Source organism: Phenylobacterium sp. (genome assembly GCF_036821595.1).
In the GTDB taxonomy this organism is placed as follows: Bacteria; Pseudomonadota; Alphaproteobacteria; order Caulobacterales; family Caulobacteraceae; genus Phenylobacterium.
On sequence record NZ_DAISJG010000050.1, the window covers coordinates 1 to 18,533 of the forward strand.

The 18,533-nt window shown below is 70.9% G+C and carries 16 protein-coding genes; 7 read left to right on the forward strand and 9 right to left on the reverse strand.

The features are described 5' to 3' along the window. The first annotated feature begins 133 nt into the window (after positions 1-133). Positions 134-580 carry an RrF2 family transcriptional regulator gene (locus V7Z97_RS16035; RefSeq protein WP_334164440.1) on the forward strand — a complete coding sequence of 149 codons (447 nt, stop codon included), beginning with the start codon at positions 134-136 and terminating at the stop codon, positions 578-580. Positions 581-682: 102 nt separating this feature from the next. Here V7Z97_RS16035 and V7Z97_RS16040 read toward each other — a convergent pair whose 3' ends face one another. Then, positions 683-1,111, reverse strand: a complete 429-nt coding sequence (locus V7Z97_RS16040; protein WP_334164441.1) for a CBS domain-containing protein — start codon at positions 1,109-1,111, stop codon at positions 683-685. Positions 1,112-1,192: 81 nt separating this feature from the next. Then, positions 1,193-1,894 carry a rhomboid family intramembrane serine protease gene (locus tag V7Z97_RS16045; RefSeq protein ID WP_334164442.1) on the reverse strand — a complete coding sequence of 234 codons (702 nt, stop codon included), beginning with the start codon at positions 1,892-1,894 and terminating at the stop codon, positions 1,193-1,195. Between the two features lie 120 nt (positions 1,895-2,014). On the opposite strand from V7Z97_RS16045, the gene V7Z97_RS16050 reads away from it, so the two are divergent. Both V7Z97_RS16050 and V7Z97_RS16055 read left to right on the forward strand, forming a co-directional pair. Continuing rightward, positions 2,015-4,909, forward strand: a complete 2,895-nt coding sequence (locus tag V7Z97_RS16050) for a M16 family metallopeptidase (protein WP_334164443.1) — start codon at positions 2,015-2,017, stop codon at positions 4,907-4,909. Positions 4,910-5,000: 91 nt separating this feature from the next. Beyond that, the gene (locus V7Z97_RS16055) at positions 5,001-5,546 is read left to right on the forward strand and encodes a PAS domain-containing protein (RefSeq protein ID WP_334164444.1); all 546 of its coding nucleotides are present in this window, start codon (positions 5,001-5,003) and stop codon (positions 5,544-5,546) included. Between the two features lie 138 nt (positions 5,547-5,684). Here the strand turns inward: V7Z97_RS16055 and V7Z97_RS16060 are convergent, their stop codons facing one another. The 3 genes from V7Z97_RS16060 to V7Z97_RS16070 form a co-directional block, all read right to left on the reverse strand. Continuing rightward, entirely contained in the window at positions 5,685-7,340 is a 1,656-nt protein-coding gene (locus tag V7Z97_RS16060; protein ID WP_334164445.1) for a choline dehydrogenase, read from the reverse strand. Between the two features lie 75 nt (positions 7,341-7,415). After that, positions 7,416-8,522, reverse strand: a complete 1,107-nt coding sequence (locus V7Z97_RS16065) for a DUF3667 domain-containing protein (protein WP_334164446.1) — start codon at positions 8,520-8,522, stop codon at positions 7,416-7,418. 61 nt (positions 8,523-8,583) lie between these two features. After that, positions 8,584-9,366 carry an enoyl-CoA hydratase-related protein gene (locus tag V7Z97_RS16070; protein WP_334164447.1) on the reverse strand — a complete coding sequence of 261 codons (783 nt, stop codon included), beginning with the start codon at positions 9,364-9,366 and terminating at the stop codon, positions 8,584-8,586. 77 nt (positions 9,367-9,443) lie between these two features. Here V7Z97_RS16070 and V7Z97_RS16075 point away from each other — a divergent pair, with 77 nt between their 5' ends. Then, positions 9,444-9,845 (forward strand): hypothetical protein, encoded by a 402-nt coding sequence (locus V7Z97_RS16075; RefSeq protein WP_334164448.1) that lies wholly within the window; start codon positions 9,444-9,446, stop codon positions 9,843-9,845. Between the two features lie 2 nt (positions 9,846-9,847). Here the strand turns inward: V7Z97_RS16075 and V7Z97_RS16080 are convergent, their stop codons facing one another. After that, positions 9,848-10,375: a gamma carbonic anhydrase family protein gene (locus V7Z97_RS16080; RefSeq protein ID WP_334164449.1), complete on the reverse strand. Its 528-nt coding sequence runs from the start codon at positions 10,373-10,375 to the stop codon at positions 9,848-9,850. 315 nt (positions 10,376-10,690) lie between these two features. Here V7Z97_RS16080 and V7Z97_RS16085 point away from each other — a divergent pair, with 315 nt between their 5' ends. Beyond that, complete coding sequence (locus tag V7Z97_RS16085) at positions 10,691-11,464, forward strand: PhoH family protein (protein WP_334164450.1); 774 nt, start codon at positions 10,691-10,693, stop codon at positions 11,462-11,464. Between the two features lie 41 nt (positions 11,465-11,505). On the opposite strand, the gene V7Z97_RS16090 is transcribed toward V7Z97_RS16085, so the two are convergent. Further along, positions 11,506-11,700: a hypothetical protein gene (locus V7Z97_RS16090; RefSeq protein WP_334164451.1), complete on the reverse strand. Its 195-nt coding sequence runs from the start codon at positions 11,698-11,700 to the stop codon at positions 11,506-11,508. 106 nt (positions 11,701-11,806) lie between these two features. Between V7Z97_RS16090 and V7Z97_RS16095 the strand changes: the two genes are divergently transcribed. Beyond that, a complete protein-coding gene (locus tag V7Z97_RS16095) occupies positions 11,807-13,261 on the forward strand; it encodes an MFS transporter (protein ID WP_334164452.1) in 1,455 nt (484 codons plus the stop codon). A 1-nt stretch (position 13,262) separates the two neighbouring features. Here the strand turns inward: V7Z97_RS16095 and V7Z97_RS16100 are convergent, their stop codons facing one another. Continuing rightward, a complete protein-coding gene (locus V7Z97_RS16100; protein ID WP_334164453.1) occupies positions 13,263-13,505 on the reverse strand; it encodes a DUF5961 family protein in 243 nt (80 codons plus the stop codon). Between the two features lie 54 nt (positions 13,506-13,559). Continuing rightward, positions 13,560-13,778, reverse strand: a complete 219-nt coding sequence (locus V7Z97_RS16105) for a hypothetical protein (RefSeq protein ID WP_334164454.1) — start codon at positions 13,776-13,778, stop codon at positions 13,560-13,562. A 280-nt stretch (positions 13,779-14,058) separates the two neighbouring features. Here V7Z97_RS16105 and V7Z97_RS16110 point away from each other — a divergent pair. After that, on the forward strand, positions 14,059-18,533 hold a 4,475-nt coding region (locus V7Z97_RS16110), incomplete at its 3' end, for a Calx-beta domain-containing protein (RefSeq protein ID WP_334164455.1).

The following is an 18,533-nucleotide window of genomic DNA, read 5'->3' on the forward strand; positions in this document are numbered from 1 at the left end:
TCGCCACCCCGCCCCCCGTCAACGGCCTGTCATGAACTTTGTTGAGACCGGCGGATTCCCAAACGCCCCGCGCCCTCGCCTTCCCGCCGCGCCTGGCCTTAAATGCCGCCCCGCAGGAGGCGCCCGAGACCAGATGCTGTCCCAGAAGGCCCGTTACGCCCTGCGCGCGCTCGTCGAGCTCGCCCGCGCCGAGGGCGCCCAGCTCACCTCGGGGGAGCTCGCCCTGCGCGCCGACGCGCCCCGCAAGTTCCTCGAGGCGATTCTCCTGGAGCTGTCGCGCAACCAGCTGGTCGCCAGCCGGCGCGGCAAGTTCGGCGGCTACACCCTCTCGCGCCCCGCGCCCGAGATCAGCTTCGCCGAGGTGATCCGGGTGATCGACGGGCCCCTGGCGCTCGCGCCCTGCGTCAGCCCGCGGCTCGGCTACCGCAAGTGCGACGACTGCCCCGACCGGGACCTCTGCGCGCTGCGCGAGGCCCTGCTGCGGGCCCGCGACGCCACCGCCCACGTGCTCGAGGGCTACACCCTCGCCGACGCGGCGGTCTCCGGCGCCGCGGCCGACGCCTTGCGCTCGGCGGGCTAGCTGCCCGCGCAGGCACCCAACGAAAGCGGGCGGAGGACGCCTGGTCCTCCGCCCTCGCCGACGCACCGTCGGCGCTTCAGCCCTCCCAAGGGAGGGTATGGCTTAGCTGGCCGCGATGTAGGCCTTCAGGCCGTCCGCCTCGGCCTCCACCTCGGAGATCTTCGACTTCACCAGGTCGCCGATGGAGACGATGCCCACCAGCCGCTCGTTGCGGCACACCGGCAGGTGGCGGATGCGGCGGTCGGTCATGCGGGAGAGCAGCTGGTCCACCGTCTCCCCGGGTTCGGCATAGAGCACGTCCTTGGTCATGCAGCTGGAGACCGGCCGGGACAGCGCCTCGGCGCCGCCGTCGGCCAGGGCCCGAACGATGTCGCGCTCGGAGACGATGCCCACCACCCGTTCGGCGTCGAGCACCACCAGGGCGCCCACCTTGCGGGTGTTCAGCAGGCCGGCCACCTCGCCGACCGTCTCTTCGGGCCTGGCGGTGAACACCAGGTCGCCCTTGGACCTTAGGATCTGTGACACCAGCATCCGGCGTCTCCTCCCGTTTCCTCGGAGAACACCGTCACCCCGATCGCCGGGGGAATCAATGCACGCGCGCGTGAAAGCCCGCTACCCGCGCCGCGCGAGCCGGCCGGCCAGCCCGATCAGCAGCACGCCCGCGGCGAACCCCGCCAGGTGCGCCTCCCAGCCGATGGCCCCGTCTCCGGCGCCCGGGATCATCGCGGCGCCGATCACCGCCATGATCAGGTTCACGATCACCCAGGCCGCGCCGAAGGCCAGCACCGGCCGCGACAGGATCGGTCCCGGGGTCCCCTGCCCGGCGATCAGCCGGGCCGCCGCGCCCATCAGGCCCGAGGCCGCGCCCGACGCGCCCATCAGCGCCACCGCCTCGCCGGAATGGATGACGGCGAACGGCAGCGTCGCGAGCACGCCGCACGCCAGGTAGAAGGCCAAGAACCAGAGGCCGCCCGCCGCGCCCAGGCCGAAGTAGCGCGCCACCGGCGTCCCGAAGGCCAGGATGAAGGCCGCGTTCATCAGGGCGTGGGGCCAGTTGCCGTGCACGAACAGCGAGGAGACGAGCGTCCACCAGCGTCCGGTCCCGAGCGCGTCGGGCGTGAAGGCGAAGGCCGCGGCGATCACATTGACGTCCACCCGGCTCTGCAGGGCGTAGCCGCCGACGATCGCGCCCACCAGGACCAGCACCGGCCAGGCGCCGTTGTTGAACACCGGCTCGCGCACCCGCCGGCCGGACTCCGGCTCCGGCGTATAGCGGGGCCCTTCGGCGGATTCTTCGAAATTCAGGCGGCTCATGACCCCCATTTAGGGGCTCTTCGCGGCGGGCGCGATGGCGCCTTGTTCCGGCCTTGCCGCGGGCGCCCCGCTCCTAGAAGGTGCCGCGACCTCCATGATGGACGCTTCCAGGACCTCTAGATGATCCGTCCCCTGCGCGCGGGCCTCGCGCTCGCCGCCGCGCTTTCGATCGCCCTTCCCGCCTTCGCCCAGGCTCCCGCCGCCCGTCCGGCGGCCGCCCAGGCCCAGCCGTTCGCGCTGGCGCCGGGGGAATGGCCGCAGTCGAAATCGGACCTGAAGGCCGATCCCGACATCCGCTTCGGCGCCCTGCCCAACGGCATGCGCTACGCCATCCGCCGCCAGACGATCCCGCCGAAGCAGGCCGCCATCCGCCTGTGGTTCGACACCGGATCGCTGATGGAGACCGACGCCCAGCGGGGCCTCGCCCACTTCCTCGAGCACATGGCCTTCAACGGCTCGAAGGGGGTGAAGGAAGGCGAGATGATCAAGATCCTGGAGCGGCTGGGCCTCGCCTTCGGCGCCGACACCAACGCCTCCACCGGCTTCGACGAGACCATCTACAAGCTCGACCTGCCCCGCACCGACGACGAGACGGTGGACACCTCGCTGATGCTGATGCGCGAGGCGGCGGGCGAGCTCACCATCGACGCGGCCGCCGTCGACCGCGAGCGCGGCATCGTGCTGTCGGAGGAGCGCGCGCGCGACACGCCGGGCTACCGCCTCCTGAAGGAGCGGTTCGCCTTCCTGATGCCGGGCCAGCGGGTTCCGACCCGCTATCCGATCGGCGAGGTGGAGGTGCTGAAGACCGCGCCGGCCGCCGAGCTGCGCGACTATTACGAGCGCTGGTACCGGCCCGAGCGGGCCGTGCTGGTCGTGGTCGGGGACTTCGACGTCGCCGCCATGGAGGCCAAGGTCCGCGCCCGCTTCTCCGACTGGAAGGCGCAGGGCCCGGCCGGCGTGGAGCCCGACCTCGGGCCGGTCCGCCCGCGCGGGACGGAGGCGAAGGTCGTCGTCGAGCCCGGCGCGCCGCTGAACATGCAGGTCTCCTGGGTGAAGCCCCCGCAGAAGCGCCCCGACACCGTCGCCACCCGCCGCGACGAGCTGGTGGAGCGCCTAGGCTTCTCGGTCCTGAACCGCCGCTTCTCGGCCCTGGCGCGCTCGGCCGATCCGCCGTTCATCGCCGCGGGCTCCTACTCGGGCGACACCCTGGACAGCCAGGAGACCACCACCATCGCGGTGAACGCCGAGCCCAGCCGCTGGCGCCAGGCGCTCGCCGCCGTGGAGCGCGAGCAGCGCCGCGCCGTCGGCTTCGGCGTGCGCCAGGACGAGCTCGACCGCGAGATCGAGGAGATGCGCGCCTTCCTGAAGGCCGCCGTGGCCGGCGCCGCCACCCGCCGCCCCGCGGACCTGGCGGGCGAGATCGTGGGCTCGCTGGGCGACGACCTCGTGGTCACCAGCCCGGCCGAGGACCTGGCCCTGTTCGAGGCCGCCGTGAAGGACCTGAAGGCCGCGGAGGTCTCCGCCGCCCTGCAGGCCGCCTTCGCCGGCGGCGGGCCGCTGGTCTTCGTGGCCACGCCCCAGCCGATCGAGGGGGCGGAGCGGACCGTGCTCGCCGCGCTCGAGGCCTCCCGCCAGGTGGCGGTCACCCCGCCGGCGGCGCCGGCCCGGATCGCCTGGCCCTACGAGAGCTTCGGCGCGCCGGGCAAGGTCGCCGAGCGCCGCGAGGTCGCCGACCTCGGGACCACCTTCGTGCGCTTCGACAACGGCGTGCGGCTGAGCGTTAAGCCGACCAGCTTCCGCGACGACGAGGTGCTGGTCCGCGTGAACGTCGGCGACGGCATGCTCGACCTGCCGAAGGACCGCCAGAGCATGAGCTGGGCGGCCAGCGCCTTCCTCGAGGGCGGCCTGGCGAAGATCAGCAACGAGGACATGGAGCGCGTCCTGGCCTCCAAGGTCTACGGGACCAGCTTCTCCATCGGCGACGACGCCTTCGTCCTGTCCGGCGGCACCCGCACCGACGACCTGCCGACCCAGCTCCAGGTGCTCGCCGCCTATGTCGCCGAGCCCGGCTGGCGGCCCGAGGCCTTCCAGCGGCTCAAGGCGGCGGGACGGACCATCCACGACCAGTACGAGGCCACCACCTCGGGCGTGCTGCAGCGCGACCTGGGCGGCCTGCTGCACTCCGGCGATCCGCGCTGGACCTTCCCGACCCGGGAGGAGATCGCCGGCGCCGAGCTCCGCCAGTTCCAGGCCCAGGTCGCCCCCCACCTGGCGAACGACCCCATCGAGGTGGTGATCGTGGGCGACGTCACGGTCGACCAGGCCATCGCGACCGTCGCCGCCACCTTCGGCGCCCTGCCGAAGCGGCCCGACCCGGCGCCGGTGCCCGACGCCCAGCGCGAGGTCCGCTTCCCCGCGCCGCGCAAGGAGCCGGTGGTCCTCACCCACAAGGGCCGGGCCGACCAGTCCATCGGCTACATCGGCTGGCCGACCACCGACTACTGGGAGAACCCGCAGCGGGCCCGCGAGACCGCGGTGCTCGGCGAGGTCATGCGGCTGCGCCTGACCGAGGAGCTGCGCGAGGCCCAGGGGTCCACCTACTCGCCGTCCCTCGGCTACAACCACAGCCTGGTCTGGACCGGCTGGGGCTATATCGCCGCCTCCGTCGAGGTGCCGCCGGAGAAGCTGCCGGAGTTCTTCGCCGACGTGCAGAAGATCGCGGCCGACCTGAAGGCCAGGCCGATCAGCGACGACGAGCTCGCCCGCGCCAAGACGCCCCGCATCCAGGGCTTCCAGCGCGCCCGGGTGACCAACCAGTACTGGCTGGGCCAGCTCGGCGGCGCCCAGGCCGACCCGCGCCGGCTGGACATGATCCGCGAGCTGATCCCGGGCACGGAGAAGGTCACCCCCGCCGACGTCCAGCGCGCGGCGCAGACCTTCCTGCGCGAGGAGCGGGCCTATCGCCTCGTGGTCCGGCCCCAGCCGCAGGTGGCGGGCGCGGCGGCGGCGAAATAGGAGCCTGTGCCGATCCGGCACAGTCGCGGGCTGGCGCCGGATTTCCTGCAAGCCGTGTGCGGCCACGTCCGGCCGCGCCGAGCGCCACACCATGTTCCATTCCAATACGGAACGGATGATCGACTACTGGACCGCCCGGGCCGTCCAGGGTCGCGCGCCTTCCCGCGCCAGCGTCCAGCCGGCCGACTTCCGGCAGCTGATGCCGCAGGTGTTCATCCTCGGCCGCGAGGGCCGGGGGCAGTATCCGGTGCGCCTGGCCGGCGGCTTCGTCGGCGACCTGCACGGCTGCGACCTGCGCGGCGTCAACGGCCTCGACCTCTGGTCCGAGCGCGACCGCCTGCGCCTGCAGACGGCGCTCGAGGAGATCCGCGCCCGGCCCGAGCCGCTGGTGGCGACCGCCGAGGCCCTCACCGACGGCGCCGGCCTTCCCATGGAGGTGATGTTCGCCCCGCTCGTCGCGCACGACGGCGGCCCGGACCGCTTCCTCGGCCTCTACCAGCCCACCTCCATGGTGGCCCGGCTGATGGGCCGCACCGCGCTCGAGCTTTCCGTCCGCCGCCTTATCCGGCCCGGCGCCGCCAACGAGGAGGCGCCCCGCGTCCGCCTCGCGGCGATCGGCGGCCGGCAGGTGGCGTAGGCGGATCACGGAAACTGAACGTCATCCCCGGTCTGGTCGCCGGGGATCCATGAGCACCGGTCTCTCCAGGCGAGCCCAAAGCCACGGTGTTCATGCATGGCCGGCGCGGCCGGCCATGACGTTCTTCTTATCCGGCCGTCAAGCCGCCCGGGCCTCGTCGCCGTAGACCGGCGCGTCCTCCGGAGCCAGATAGGCCCGGCCGCGGATCGCGTCGGAGATCTTCTCGGCGATCATGATGGTGGGGGCGTTGGTGTTGCCGCCCACCAGCGTCGGCATGACCGAGGCGTCGACGACCCTCAGCCCCTTCAGCCCCTGAACCCGGCACTCGGCGTCCACCACCGCCATCGGATCGCCCGCCGCGCCCATGCGGCAGGTGCCGACCGGATGGTAGATCGTCTCCGCCGAGCGGCGGATCCAGGCGTCGATCTCCGCGTCGGTCTTCACCGCCTCGCCGGGCGCGTACTCGGCCCCGCGGTAGGGATCCAGGGCCGACTGGGCGGCCACCTCGCGCATCATCTTCACGCCCTCGCGGACCGCCCGGCGGTCCTCCTCGGCGGAGAGGTAGTTGGCGAAGATCGCCGGGTCCGCCAGCGGGTCGGCGCTCTTCAGGCCCACCTTGCCCCGGCTCTCGGGCCGCAGCTGGCAGACGTGGAAGGTGAAGCCGTCCTTGGCCACCTGCACCTTGCCGTGGTCCTGCATGATCGCCAGCACCGTGTGGATCTGCAGGTCCGGACGGTCGAGGTCGGGCCGCGAACGCAGGAAGGCGCCGCTCTCCAGGAAGTTCTGCCGGCCGATGCCCTTGCCGAACAGCATGTAGGAGAGGCCCACGCCCAGCGTCTTCACCAGCCCCTTGCGCATGGAATAGACGGTGATCGGCTGCGGGCACTCCCAGCTCAGGCAGACGTCCAGGTGGTCCTGCAGGTTGGCGCCCACGCCCTTCAGCTCGTGGACCACCTTCACCCCGTGCCGCGACAGCTCCTCGCCGTCGCCGATGCCGGAGAGCTGCAGGATGTGCGGCGACTGCACGGCGCCCGCGCAGAGCAGGACCTCGGCGTCGGCATGGATGATCCGCGCCGGCTTCTTGCCCTCGATCACCTCCACGCCCACGGCGCGGCCGTTCTCCACCACGATGCGGGTGGTCCGGGTGTTGGTCAGGCAGGTGAGGTTCGGCCGCGAGAGCGCCGGATGCAGGTAGCCCCGGGCCGCGCTCCAGCGCTGGCCGTCGTGGATGGTGAGCTGGTAGGGCCCGAAGCCCTCCTGCTGGTGGCCGTTGAAGTCGCCGGTCAGCGGATGGCCGGCCTGCCGGCCGGCCTCGATGCTGGCCTTGTAGATCGGGTTGGGCGAGCTCGCCTTCGACACCCGGAGCGGCCCCTCGCCGCCGTGCCACGGGTCGGCGCCGCCCTCGAAGCGCTCCGAGCGCTTGAAGTAGGGCAGCACGTCGGCATAGCCCCAGCCGTGCAGCCCCATCTGCCGCCACTGGTCGTAGTCGCGCGCGTGGCCGCGGATGTAGATCATGCCGTTGATCGAGGAAGAGCCGCCCCAGCCCTTGCCCCGCGGCCACCAGAGCCGGCGGTTGTCCAGGTTGGGCTCGGGCTCGGTCCAGAAGCCCCAGTTGAACGGGCCCTGCTTGCCGATCAGCTGGCCGACGCCCGCCGGCATCTTCACCAGGATGGAGGCGTCCTTGCCGCCGGCCTCGACGAGCAGCACGCGCTTCGAGGCGTCCTCCGTCAGGCGGCTGGCCAGGACGCAGCCGGCGGAACCCGCCCCGATGATGATGTAGTCGTAGCGTTCCACGGCGTCTGTTCCCCGAAGCTTGTTGTTGAACGCGAACCTGACGCAGGCGTCATCTTCTGGCAAGCCGCCCGGCCGCTACGCTGTGCCGAGGTAAAGGATGGCCATGGCGAAGAGGCTGAGCGCGAAGGCGCAGAACCACAGCAGGAACCAGGTCCGCCAGGCCGCCGAGAACCAGGAGAGCCCGTAGGCGCCCTTAAGCTGGAAATACATGTGCGCCGGTACGACGAACGGCGCGACCGTCCAGGCCAGGGCCGAGGTCACGTCGCCGAGCCGCATCGCGATCACCACCGCCATGATCAGCATCGACATGAAGGTCAGCGAATAGAGCACGAACACCCCGTGGTCGTAGAGGGTGAACCCCCGCTTCCACAGGAACAGCAGGGCCACGAAAGGGATCGAGATCGGCACCAGCAGGAAGGAGAACTTGTAGAAGCTCTGCTGCAGCTTGTAGATCGCGAGCTCCGGGTTCTGCAGCTTCTTGATCAGCTTCTTCTCGAGCTTCTCGTTGCCGAGGTTGAGGTTCAGGCCGCCGGTGCGGGCGTTCTCGGCCAGCTCCGCCTTCCAGTCGCCGTCCTGCGGAACCTTCTCGATCACCGTGTCAGGCGTGGCCACGCGGACGTTGCCGACCAGCTTGCTGACCTCCTCCAGTCTCGCCCGGGCCGCTTTGACCCGGGCCTCGGCCGCCGGCCGCTCGGCCGGCGAGGCCCGCTCCAGGGCCTGCTCGGCCAGGGCGACCTCGCTTGACCGCCGGGCCAGCTCCGCCCCGGCGGAGATCTGCTGCCCGGTGACCGAGCTGTCGGGGGTCCCGGGCATGTAGCTCAGGCCCATGAACATGACGAAGACGGTGAACAGGAACATCGCCAGCGGCGAGACGTAGCGCGTCCGCCGGCCGTGCACCCACTCGCGGGTCAGCCGGCCGGGCCGGAACAGCAGCAACGGCAGGGTGCGCCACACCCGCCCGTCGAAGTGCATCACCCCGTGCAGCAGCTCCTCGCCCAGGTGCAGCAGCGAGCGGTGGACGTGGGCGGGCTGGCCGCAGTTGGCGCAGAACCGGCCGGAGACCTCCGCCCCGCAATCGGAACAGAGGTGATGGCGCTCGCCGGCCTGGCCCGTCGGCTTCTCGATGGCGCCCGCCACCAGCCCCGCCGTCGCGGCGCCGCCCACCGCGTCCATGTCCACCATGTCACCCCCCGGTCACGCTCCGGGCTATGTGACCAGATTGGCCCTTATCGACAAGCCGGGGTCAGCGCCCCTTCCACGCGGGCTTGCGCTTTTGCGCGAACGCCAGCGGGCCCTCCACGAAGTCTTCGGATCTGAACAGCGCCGCCACCGCCGGATACTTGTTCTGGCCGCGGATCGCCGCCTCCAGGGTGGTCTCGTCGAGCCCCCTGTAGACCGCCTCCTTCGAGGCCCGGACGGACATCGGCGAGAGCTCGGCGATCATCGCCGCCCACTCCCGCGCCGTGCGCATCAGGTCCTGCGGCGCGGTCACCTCGTTGACGAAGCCCAGCTCCCAGCCCTCCGCGGCCGAGACCCGGCGGCCGGTGAGGATCATGCCCATGGCCCGCTTGGTCCCGATCGCCCGCGGCAGGCGGTGCAGCCCGCCGGCCAGGGCGGCCAGGCCCACCCGCGGCTCCGGAAGCGCGAAGGTCGCCGCCTCCGAAGCGATGATGATGTCGCAGGCCAGCGCGATCTCGAACCCGCCGCCCATCGCCACCCCGTTCACCGCCGCGATCAGCGGCTTGGTCAGGTCGAAGCGCGACGTCAGGCCGGCGAATCCGGACGGCGGGCTCTTCATCTCCCCGCCGCCCGCCTGGTGCTTCAGGTCGTTGCCGGCCGAGAACGCGCGGTCGCCCGCCCCGGTGACAATGCCGACCCACTGCTCCGGATCGGCGGCGAAGGCGTCGAAGGCCTCGTGCAGCTCGAAGTGCGCCGGCGAGTGCAGGGCGTTCATCACCTCCGGTCTGTTGAGGGTGAAGAGGGTGACCGGGCCGTCCCGCTCCACCCGGATGAATTCATAGGCCATGGCGCCCTCCTGTCTTTTCTGTAGGAGGACGCTCCGCAGGCGCCGCAGCGTTCGTCAACAGCGGAAGGAGCACTCCGATGGCCGGACAGGACGATTTCGAGGACGGCGGCTTCGACGTCGACGACTGGCGCAGGCTGCGCGCCTTCTCAGGCGCGGTCGCCACCCTGGAGGACGTCCAGCGGCGCGCGGCGATCTTCGCGCTCGGCGACACCGAGGGCGCGCGCCCCATCGAGATGGAGCTGCCCCAGCCGGTCATCTGGTGGAGCGAGGACGACGGCGAACAGGCCGCCGTCGCCGTGCAGGCCGAGGCGCACGAGACTGACGACGGCGAGACCATGGAGGTGCTCGGCCTGATCCTCCCCGACGGCGCCGGCGCCGTGGCCCTGCTCGACGACGTCGACCTGGTCGACGACAGTGACCCCGTCTGGCGCCGCCTCGTCACCGAGGCCGTCGGCGACGAAACCGGCGAGGAGGAATAGGTCTAGCGGGGCGAGAGCTCCCTTTTGTACCGCTTCCAGTTCTCCACATAATGATGTGAGCCCGCGGCCATCATCATCGCCTGCTGGTCGGTGAGTTCGCGCACCACCTTGCCCGGCGCCCCCATGACCAGGGAGTTGTCCGGGATCTCCTTGCCCTCGGTGATCAGACAGTTGGCGCCGATCAGGCAGTTCTTCCCGATCTTCGCCCCGTTCAGCACGATGGAGCCGATCCCGACGAGCGTGTTGTCGCCGATCGTGCAGCCGTGAAGCATGACCAGGTGGCCCACGGTGACGTTGACCCCGATGGTCAGGGGCGAGCCCTCGTCGGTGTGCAGGACCGAGCCGTCCTGCACGTTGGAGCCCTCCCCGATGGTGATCGGGTCGTTGTCGCCACGCAGGGTGGCGCCCCACCAGACGGACGCGTTCTTCTTGAGAATCACCCGGCCTATCACGGCCGCGTTCGGGGCTATCCAGTATTCGTCATCGTTCGGTAATTCAGGCGTCACATCGCCCAAGTTGTAGACAGCCATCCGACTCCTCGATTCTTGCGACAAACGGTCCGTTTAACGGTTGGGAAACCAAGCTACCATCATTCTAGTCAGGCGATTCGAGGAGGCGAAAGCCTTCCCGGAGCCGCCGCGGATCGAGCATCGATCCGTGCCTCGCGCTGGACGGAGTAGATGGCGCCGAGTTGGTCGTTCTCACGGGCGGAGCCGCCCGGACCTGAGCCTCAAGCCGGGCCCCCGGGCCCCGCACGACGCCGCCGCTTCCGTTCCTCTTTCACGATGTCCAAGGGCGCTCCCACGCGGGGACGCCCTTTTTTCATGCCCCGATAGGAGGCCTTGATGAGCAAGCGAGCCCTGAAGCGACAGCTGCGCGAAGGCGCGTTCGACGCCGGTCAGTTCGAGGGCGACGATAAGGTTCGCCGGCTGCCGCTCGACCGGGGCTGGACGCCGCTCGGGCACCCCGGCGGGGCGAACGACGACCGCGAGCAGGGCTATCTCAAGACCATCAAGGCCAAGTCGCCGGGCCAGGAACAGCTGATCAAGGCGATCGACGAGAAGAACCTGGTCATGGCCCTGGGTCCCGCCGGCACCGGCAAGACCTACCTCGCCATCGCCAAGGCGGTGGAGGCCCTGGAGAGCGGCCGGGTCGGCCGGATCGTCCTGTCCCGCCCGGCGGTCGAGGCCGGCGAGTCGATCGGCTTCCTGCCGGGCGACGCGGAGGACAAACTCGCCCCCTACCTGCGGCCGCTCTACGACGCCCTCTCCGACCGGCTGTCCATGAAGCGGGTCCGGGCGCTGATGGCCGAGGGCGCCATCGAGATCGCGCCGGTCGGCTTCATGCGCGGCCGCACCCTGAACAACGCCTTCGTGGTGATCGACGAGGCGCAGAACTGCACCTATGTGCAGCTCAAGATGCTGCTGACCCGCCTGGGCTGGCACTCCACCATGGTCGTCACCGGCGACCCCAACCAGTCCGACCTGCTGCCGGAGCTGTCCGGCCTCGGCCCGGTCGCCACGCGGCTCGAGGAGGTGGGCAACATCGCCGTCGTCCGCCTCGCCGAGCGCGACATCGTCCGCCACCCGCTCGTCGCCGAGATGCTGGGCGTCCTCTAGGGTTCCGGCGCCGCCGTCCGCCCGCGGGCGGCGGCGTCATCTCACCGCGGCGAGGCTTCCTCCGGCCGCCAGGAGCGCGCCTCGGCGCTCGCGCCGCCGGCCATCTCCTCCAGGATTTCCGCCAGCTCCAGCATCTGCTCGCGAGTCAGCCGCCGGCCGACCGCGCGCACCTCGGCGCGCAGCATGTCCATCTCGGCGACCGCCGCCCCGCGCCGGCTGTTCTCGATGGAAGACATCGCTTAACCCTCGGACTGAACTCTCAAATGTGAAAACAAGGCCGGGAGCAGAGACGTTCCTAGGGCCGTGCTTGCTCGGCTCCGCGGAGGCGCCTACAGCCAAGGGGTGAGCGAGCCCGACGACACGCCCGAACCGCCGGCCCAGGCCCTGGAGCCCGTGTCCGGCGCGGACGCGGTCCGGCGGGGGTGGATCGTCCCGGCGATCATCGGCTCGGGCCTGCTCATGCAGACCCTGAACGCCACCGTCATCACCAACGCCCTGCCCGCGATGGCGGACGCGTTCGGCGTCGACCCGCTTCGGCTGAACCTGGCCATCACCATGTACCTGCTGGCCTCGGCGGTCTTCCTGCCGGTCTCCGGCTGGGCGGCGGACCGCTTCGGCGCCAAGCGCATCTTCATGGCCGCCATGGTGCTCTACGCCCTGTCCTCGGCGGCGTGCGGCTTCGCCCAGACCCTGCCGCAGCTCCTCGCCGCCCGCTTCCTGCAGGGCATGGCCGGGGCGATGATGGGTCCGGTCGGCCGTCTCGTCCTGCTGCGCACGACGCCGAAGTCCGAGCTGGTCGGCGCCATGTCGGTGCTGACCATGCCGGCGCTGCTGGGGCCGGTGATCGGTCCGGTGATCGGCGGGGCCATCGTCACCTTCGCCGACTGGCGCTGGATCTTCTTCATGAACCTGCCGGTGGCCGTCGCCGGCGTCGCCCTGGTCCGCGCCTTCGTGCCCAATGTGAAGGAGCAGGCGGTCTCGCCGATCGACGGGCTGGGCATCCTGCTGACCGGGGCGGGCCTCGCCGCCCTGATCTTCGGCTTCGAGAACCTCGGCCGCAGCTTCCTGCCGCCCGGCGTCGTCGCCGGCCTGTTCATCGGCGGCTTCCTCAGCCTCGGCCTCTACTGGCGCCACGCCCGCGGCAACCCGCACGCCATCATCGACCTCTCCATCTTCCGCCTGCCGACCTTCCAGGCGGCCACCGTCGGCGGCGCCTTCATGCGGGTGGCCATGGGCGCGAACCCCTTCCTCCTGGCCATGCTGCTGCAGGTCGGCTTCGGACTGTCGGCCTTCGCGGCCGGGACCATGACCTTCATCTCGGCGGTGGGCGCGCTGCTGATGAAGACCACGGCCCCGCCGATCCTGCGCCGCTTCGGTTTCCGCACGGTGCTGCTGGCCAACGCCCTGGTCGTGGCCGCGAGCTTCGCCGCCTACGGCCTCTTCAGGCCCTCGACGCCGCACTGGATCATCATGAGCGTCCTGGCGGTGGGCGGATTCTTCCGCTCCCTGCAGTTCACCAGCCTGAACGGCATGGCCTACGCCGAGGTCGGGCAGGAGCGGATGAGCCGGGCCTCCACCACCGCCTCCATGGTGCAGCAGCTCGTGCAGTCGATCGGCATCGGCCTGGCCGCCGCCCTGCTGCATTTCCTGATGCGGTCCCGCGGCGAAACCGAGCTCACCTGGCAGGCGGTCTCGCCCGCCTTCCCGATCGTCGGCGCGATCACCCTCGTCTCGGCGCTGTGGTTCGTCCGCCTGCCGCGCGACGCCGGCGACGAGATGAACGCCCGGCGGGGCTAGGTCAGTTGCAGGGCGCGGTCTCGCCCGTGCTCAGGTCGATGCGGAAGCATTGCCGTTCGCCGGTCTCGCAGTCCTCCACGAACAGCGCCACCTCGTCGTCGGCGTCCGCGGCCGGATGGCATTCCTCCAGGAAGTGCAGGGCGGCGTCCTCGAAGCTCACGCCGTCGACCTGGTGGCCGCGTGACGGCGCCTCGTCCACGCTGTGGACCGAGAAGCGGCGCTGCAGGGCGGAGTGGATGGGCATGGGCGACCTCCTGCCGTCCCAACGCGGAAGCGCGCGAAAGGATTCCGTGCAGGTTCAGGCGGTGGGCGCCGTCCCCTCGCCGAGGGCGGCGGGCTCGGCCGGCTCGAGGTGGCGCTCGGCCTCCTCGGCCAGACGGCCCCACATGGCGGCCAGCTCCAGGTGCGTGGCGCGGATCTCGGGCAGCTCGCACGCCTCGGCGAGCTCGCGCTGCGACTGCGCGAGGTCCCGGTACTTGGCGGCCCTCTGCCGGGCCGGAAGATCATCCGCTTCCATATGTGGCCTTCCCGACATTGCGGGAAAGGAACGTCGGCGAAACCCGCGCGGTTCCACCTGGACTAGAAGTTTATCCACAGGTCCGCGGATGGATGAGCTTTCAGCGCGGCCCCTCCGGCGCGCGACGCAATGAACGGCAGAGCTCTGCTTGAGGTTTACAGTCACGCTTCAGTGTCTCCGGAAGAACACGGTTTGAATCCCCGGTCGGCCGCGCACGGGAACTTCATTGAACCGGATCCCCCGTCGCGGGTTGTCGCGCGGTATCTTTTGGAGCTGGTGAATGACCTATTACAACTCGCGCGGTGTTGCGATGCCGGAGAGCGCGGCCGAAGAGGCGCGCGTCGCTGGCACTGCCGCGGGTAACGAGACCATCAACGCCGCAGCGGGGAACTCGTCCCTGTCGGGCGAGGGCGGCGGCGACCTGCTGATCGGCAACGATTTCGACAACCGCCACTGGATCACCCACCCCAAGGACCGGGTGGTCGAGCAGGCCGATGGCGGGATCGACACCCAGATCGGCTGGACCTCCATCAAGCTCGCCCCGAACGTCGAGAACCTGCAGGTCAACGGCGCCTTCAACTACGCGGTCGGCAACGAGCTCGACAATCTGATCATCGTCGACAACGAAACCCACTGGGTCTACGGCGCCGAGGGCGACGACGTCCTGGTGGGCGGGATCACCTCCAAGACCACCTTCGTGGTCCGCGCGGGCGAAGGCTCCGACGTAATCTACAACTGGAACGGCAACGCCCAGCTCCAGCTCTGGGACTACGGCTTCACCACCGGCGAGCAGATCCGCCAGGCCATGACCCAGGAGGGCGCCGACGTGGTCCTGCGGCTGTCGGCCGACGAGACCCTGACCTTCCGCGGCCAGACGCTCGCCGGCTTCCAGGACCGCCAGTTCCTGCTGCCGCTCGACAGGTCCAAGCTCGGCGAACTCACCTTCGCGGACGAGTTCGACACCCTGCAGATCTACGACCACTCCCTGCAGACCGGCATCTGGCGCGCCGACTTCGGAAACAACCTGAAGGATGAGTGGGCCTACACCATCACCTCCAACGGGGAGCGGCAGGTCTACACCACCGACCACTTCTACGGTCAGGGCGAGCGCCAGCTCGACCACTACACCCCGCACGCGGTCTCTGACGGGATCCTGACGATCAAGGCCGAGCGTCTGCTGGACGAGGACCGCGAGTCCGCCTGGGGCCGGGAGTACTCGTCGGGGATGCTCAACACCATGGGCATGTTCGAGCAGCAGCACGGCTACTTCGAGATGCGCGCCGAGCTGCCCACCGCCCACGGCGCCTGGCCGGCCTTCTGGATGATGCCGACCCCCTATGTCGCCCAGACCGAGGCCGACATCATGGAGGGGCTGGCCGCCACCCCGCACGTGGACTACCGCCGCGCCTGGGGCGGCGACACCAACCTCTACGACAACGCCTACAAGATCGATCCGTCCGGCTTCCACACCTACGGCATGCTGTGGACCCCCACGACCGTCACCTTCTACTTCGACGGCGTCGCGGTCCTGCAGGCGGACACCCCGGCCAACTGGACCCACCCGATGGCGATCATCGTCAACATGGCGGTGGGCGGCTGGGGCGGCGAGCCCAACTCCCTGCAGTTCCCGGCCGAGATGAAGGTGGACTACGTCCGCGCCTACGCGCTCGCCGACGGCTCCACCGTGATCGAGCGCGGCGACCCCGAGCCGCCCGCCGCCACCCTGCGCGCCGACGGCGGCCCGACCACCGGACAGACCAACGTCCCCGTCACTTTCGAGGACACCGGACAGGCGGTCACCAGCTCGAAGATCGCCGTCTACGGCGCGAAGCCCACGACCCTGCCGCCCGGCGAGACCTTCGTGATCTGGGAGGACTCCGGCGCGGTGTTCGGCGCGGTGTCCAACGGCTCGACGCTGGGGACCGCGACCCCGCTGATGGCCGGCTCCTCCAGCGCCTTCACCGGCACGGGGACCTGGCTCACCGACGGCAAGGTGGCGCTGGCCTACATGATGCCGGACGGCGCGGGCCAAGCCGCCTGGGTGATGGTCTTCGACCCGGCCAAGAACACCTTCGTCCGCCACGAGCTCGGCGCGTCCACCGGCGACATCGACATCGTCGCGACCAAGAACGGCGGCTTCGCGGCCAGCTGGGACGCCCCCGACGGCACGGTCATGGGCCGCGGCTACGACGCCTTCGCCTACGACGGCGAGGGCTGGTACGGCCCCGCCCGGCAGCTCGCCGGCGACCTGACCGGCGTCACCGCCACGGGCGAGCTGATCGCCACCACGCCCTCGGGCCAGCAGCAGCTCTACGACATGATCAACCCGCCGCGCGGCGTGGACGCGGTGATCTCCATCGGTCCCATGGCCGGCGTCGCCCACACCGAGGGAGATTCCGGCGGCACGCTCTACACCTTCACCCTCACCCGCGACTGGGACCAGAGCCAGAAGTCCACCGTCGGCTGGACGGTGCGCGGCCAGGGGGCCAACCCGACCGACGCCGCCGACTTCGAGGGCGGCGTCCTGCCCTCCGGCGTGGTGACCTTCGAGATCAACCAGACGGTCGCCTATGTGCAGGTCTGGGTGCAGGGCGACGCCGTGCAGGAGGCCGACGAGGAGTTCCTGATCACCCTGGTGAACCCGGTGGGCGCCAAGCTCGGCCAGGCCACCGCCACCGGCTTCGTGACCAACGACGACACCGGCGGGACCCCGCCGCCGCCGACCACCCAGGTCGGCTTCACCACCAGCTCCGTCACCCTCGCCGAGGGCGATTCCGGCCTCACCGCCTTCGCCTACACCGTCACCCGCACGGGCTCGACCACCGGGAGCTCCTCGGTGAACTGGTCCGTCTCCGGCCGGGGCTCCGATGGGGCGAGCGCGGGCGACTTCCAGAACGGGACCCTGCCCTCCGGGACCCTGACCTTCGCCCCGGGCGAGACCAGCAAGACCATCACCATCCAGGTGGCCGGCGACACCACGAGCGAGGCCGACGAGGCCTTCACCGTCACCCTCTCCGGGGCCAGCGGCGCCAACCTGGGGACGGCCACGGCCACCGGCCTGATCACCAACGACGACGGCTCCACCCCGCCGCCCGCCGGCGGCGGCCAGGTCATCAATTCGCCGGGGCCGGGCTCGACGCTCACCGGCGGCGCCGGCGACGACACCCTGAACGCCAGCCAGGGGAGCGACGTGCTCACCGGCGGCGCCGGAGCCGACAAGTTCGCCTGGGCGCGGGAGCCCTGGTCCCCGGCCACCGTCACCGACTTCGCCGTGGGGACGGACAAGCTCGACCTCTCCGCCCTCCTCCAGGCGTCGGGCTACACGGGCTCCGACCCGGTGGCGGACAAGTACATCACCCTCCTCACCGACTCGGCCGGGACCAAGGTGCTGTTCGACCGGGACGGGACGGGGACGGCCCAGCAGTGGGGCAACTACGTCATCAACCTGCAGGGGGTGACGACGCCGGTCACCTGGGCCCAGCTCTCGGGCGGCGGCTCCACCACGCCGCCGGCCGGCTCGGCCCAGGTCGGCTTCACCACCACCACCCTCTCCCTCGACGAGGGGAACAGCGGCGCCACCGCCTTCAGCTTCACCCTCGTGCGGACCGGGACCACGACCGACGCCTCGACGGTCGACTGGAGCGTGGCCGGCTCGGGCGCCGATCCGGCCGACGCCGCCGACTTCGCCGCGGGCGTCCTGCCCTCCGGCACGGTCACCTTCGCGGCCGGCGAGACGTCGAAGACCATCGTCGTCAACGTCGCGGGCGACACCACCGTGGAGAACGCCGAAGCCTTCACCGTCACCCTCTCCGGCCCCTCGGCCGGGACCACCCTGGGAACCGCTTCGGCCACCGGCACGATCGCCAACGACGACACTGGCTCCCCGCCGCCCGCCGGCTCGGGTCAGGTCTACACCTCCCCCGGCCCCGGCTCGACGGTCACCGCCGGCGCCGGCGACGACACCATCAACGCCAGCCAGGGCGCCGACGTGCTCACCGGCGGCGCGGGCGCCGACCGCTTCGTCTGGGGCAAGGAGCCCTGGTCGCCGGCCACGGTCACGGACTTCGTCGTGGGGACCGACAAGCTCGACCTCTCGGCCCTCTTCCAGGCCTCGGGCTACACCGGCTCCGACCCGGTCGCCGACAAGTACGTCACCCTCCTGACCGACCAGAACGGCACCAAGGTGCTGTTCGACCGCGACGGCGCCGGGACCGCCCAGCAGTGGGGCAACTACATCATCAACCTGCAGGGGGTGACCACGCCCGTCACCTGGTCCCAGCTCGCCGCCGGCGGCTCCACCACGCCGCCCCCCGCCGGCTCCGCCCAGGTGGGCTTCACCTCGACCGCGCTCAGCGCCGCCGAGGGCGACACCGGCGCCACGGCCTTCAGCTTCGTCCTCGCCCGGACCGGAACCACGACCGGGACATCGACCGTGAACTGGGCGGTCACCGGGTCCGGGAGCAATCCGGCGGACGGCGCGGACTTCGCCGGCGGGGCCCTTCCCTCGGGGACGGTCACCTTCGCGGCCGGCGAGACGTCGAGGACCATCGTGGTCAACGTGGCGGGCGACACCACGGTGGAGAACACCGAGGCCTTCACCGTCACCCTCTCCGGCCCCTCCTCCGGGACTAGCCTCGGCAACGCCACGGCCACGGGCACGATCACCAACGACGACGCCGGGACCCCGCCGCCGCCCACCGGAGGCCAGGTCATCACCTCCAGCCAGTACGGCGACACCCTCACCGGCGGCGCGGG

What these genes read in the sequence shown, in the direction of transcription:
- V7Z97_RS16035 (WP_334164440.1), top strand. Translation starts at nt 134, where the DNA reads ATGCTGTCCCAGAAGGCCCGTTACGCCCTGCGCGCGCTCGTCGAGCTC.
- V7Z97_RS16040 (WP_334164441.1), bottom strand. Translation starts at nt 1,111, where the DNA reads ATGCTGGTGTCACAGATCCTAAGGTCCAAGGGCGACCTGGTGTTCACC.
- V7Z97_RS16045 (WP_334164442.1), bottom strand. Translation starts at nt 1,894, where the DNA reads ATGAGCCGCCTGAATTTCGAAGAATCCGCCGAAGGGCCCCGCTATACG.
- V7Z97_RS16050 (WP_334164443.1), top strand. Translation starts at nt 2,015, where the DNA reads ATGATCCGTCCCCTGCGCGCGGGCCTCGCGCTCGCCGCCGCGCTTTCG.
- V7Z97_RS16055 (WP_334164444.1), top strand. Translation starts at nt 5,001, where the DNA reads ATGTTCCATTCCAATACGGAACGGATGATCGACTACTGGACCGCCCGG.
- V7Z97_RS16065 (WP_334164446.1), bottom strand. Translation starts at nt 8,522, where the DNA reads ATGGTGGACATGGACGCGGTGGGCGGCGCCGCGACGGCGGGGCTGGTG.
- V7Z97_RS16070 (WP_334164447.1), bottom strand. Translation starts at nt 9,366, where the DNA reads ATGGCCTATGAATTCATCCGGGTGGAGCGGGACGGCCCGGTCACCCTC.
- V7Z97_RS16075 (WP_334164448.1), top strand. Translation starts at nt 9,444, where the DNA reads ATGGCCGGACAGGACGATTTCGAGGACGGCGGCTTCGACGTCGACGAC.
- V7Z97_RS16080 (WP_334164449.1), bottom strand. Translation starts at nt 10,375, where the DNA reads ATGGCTGTCTACAACTTGGGCGATGTGACGCCTGAATTACCGAACGAT.
- V7Z97_RS16085 (WP_334164450.1), top strand. Translation starts at nt 10,691, where the DNA reads ATGAGCAAGCGAGCCCTGAAGCGACAGCTGCGCGAAGGCGCGTTCGAC.
- V7Z97_RS16090 (WP_334164451.1), bottom strand. Translation starts at nt 11,700, where the DNA reads ATGTCTTCCATCGAGAACAGCCGGCGCGGGGCGGCGGTCGCCGAGATG.
- V7Z97_RS16100 (WP_334164453.1), bottom strand. Translation starts at nt 13,505, where the DNA reads ATGCCCATCCACTCCGCCCTGCAGCGCCGCTTCTCGGTCCACAGCGTG.
- V7Z97_RS16105 (WP_334164454.1), bottom strand. Translation starts at nt 13,778, where the DNA reads ATGGAAGCGGATGATCTTCCGGCCCGGCAGAGGGCCGCCAAGTACCGG.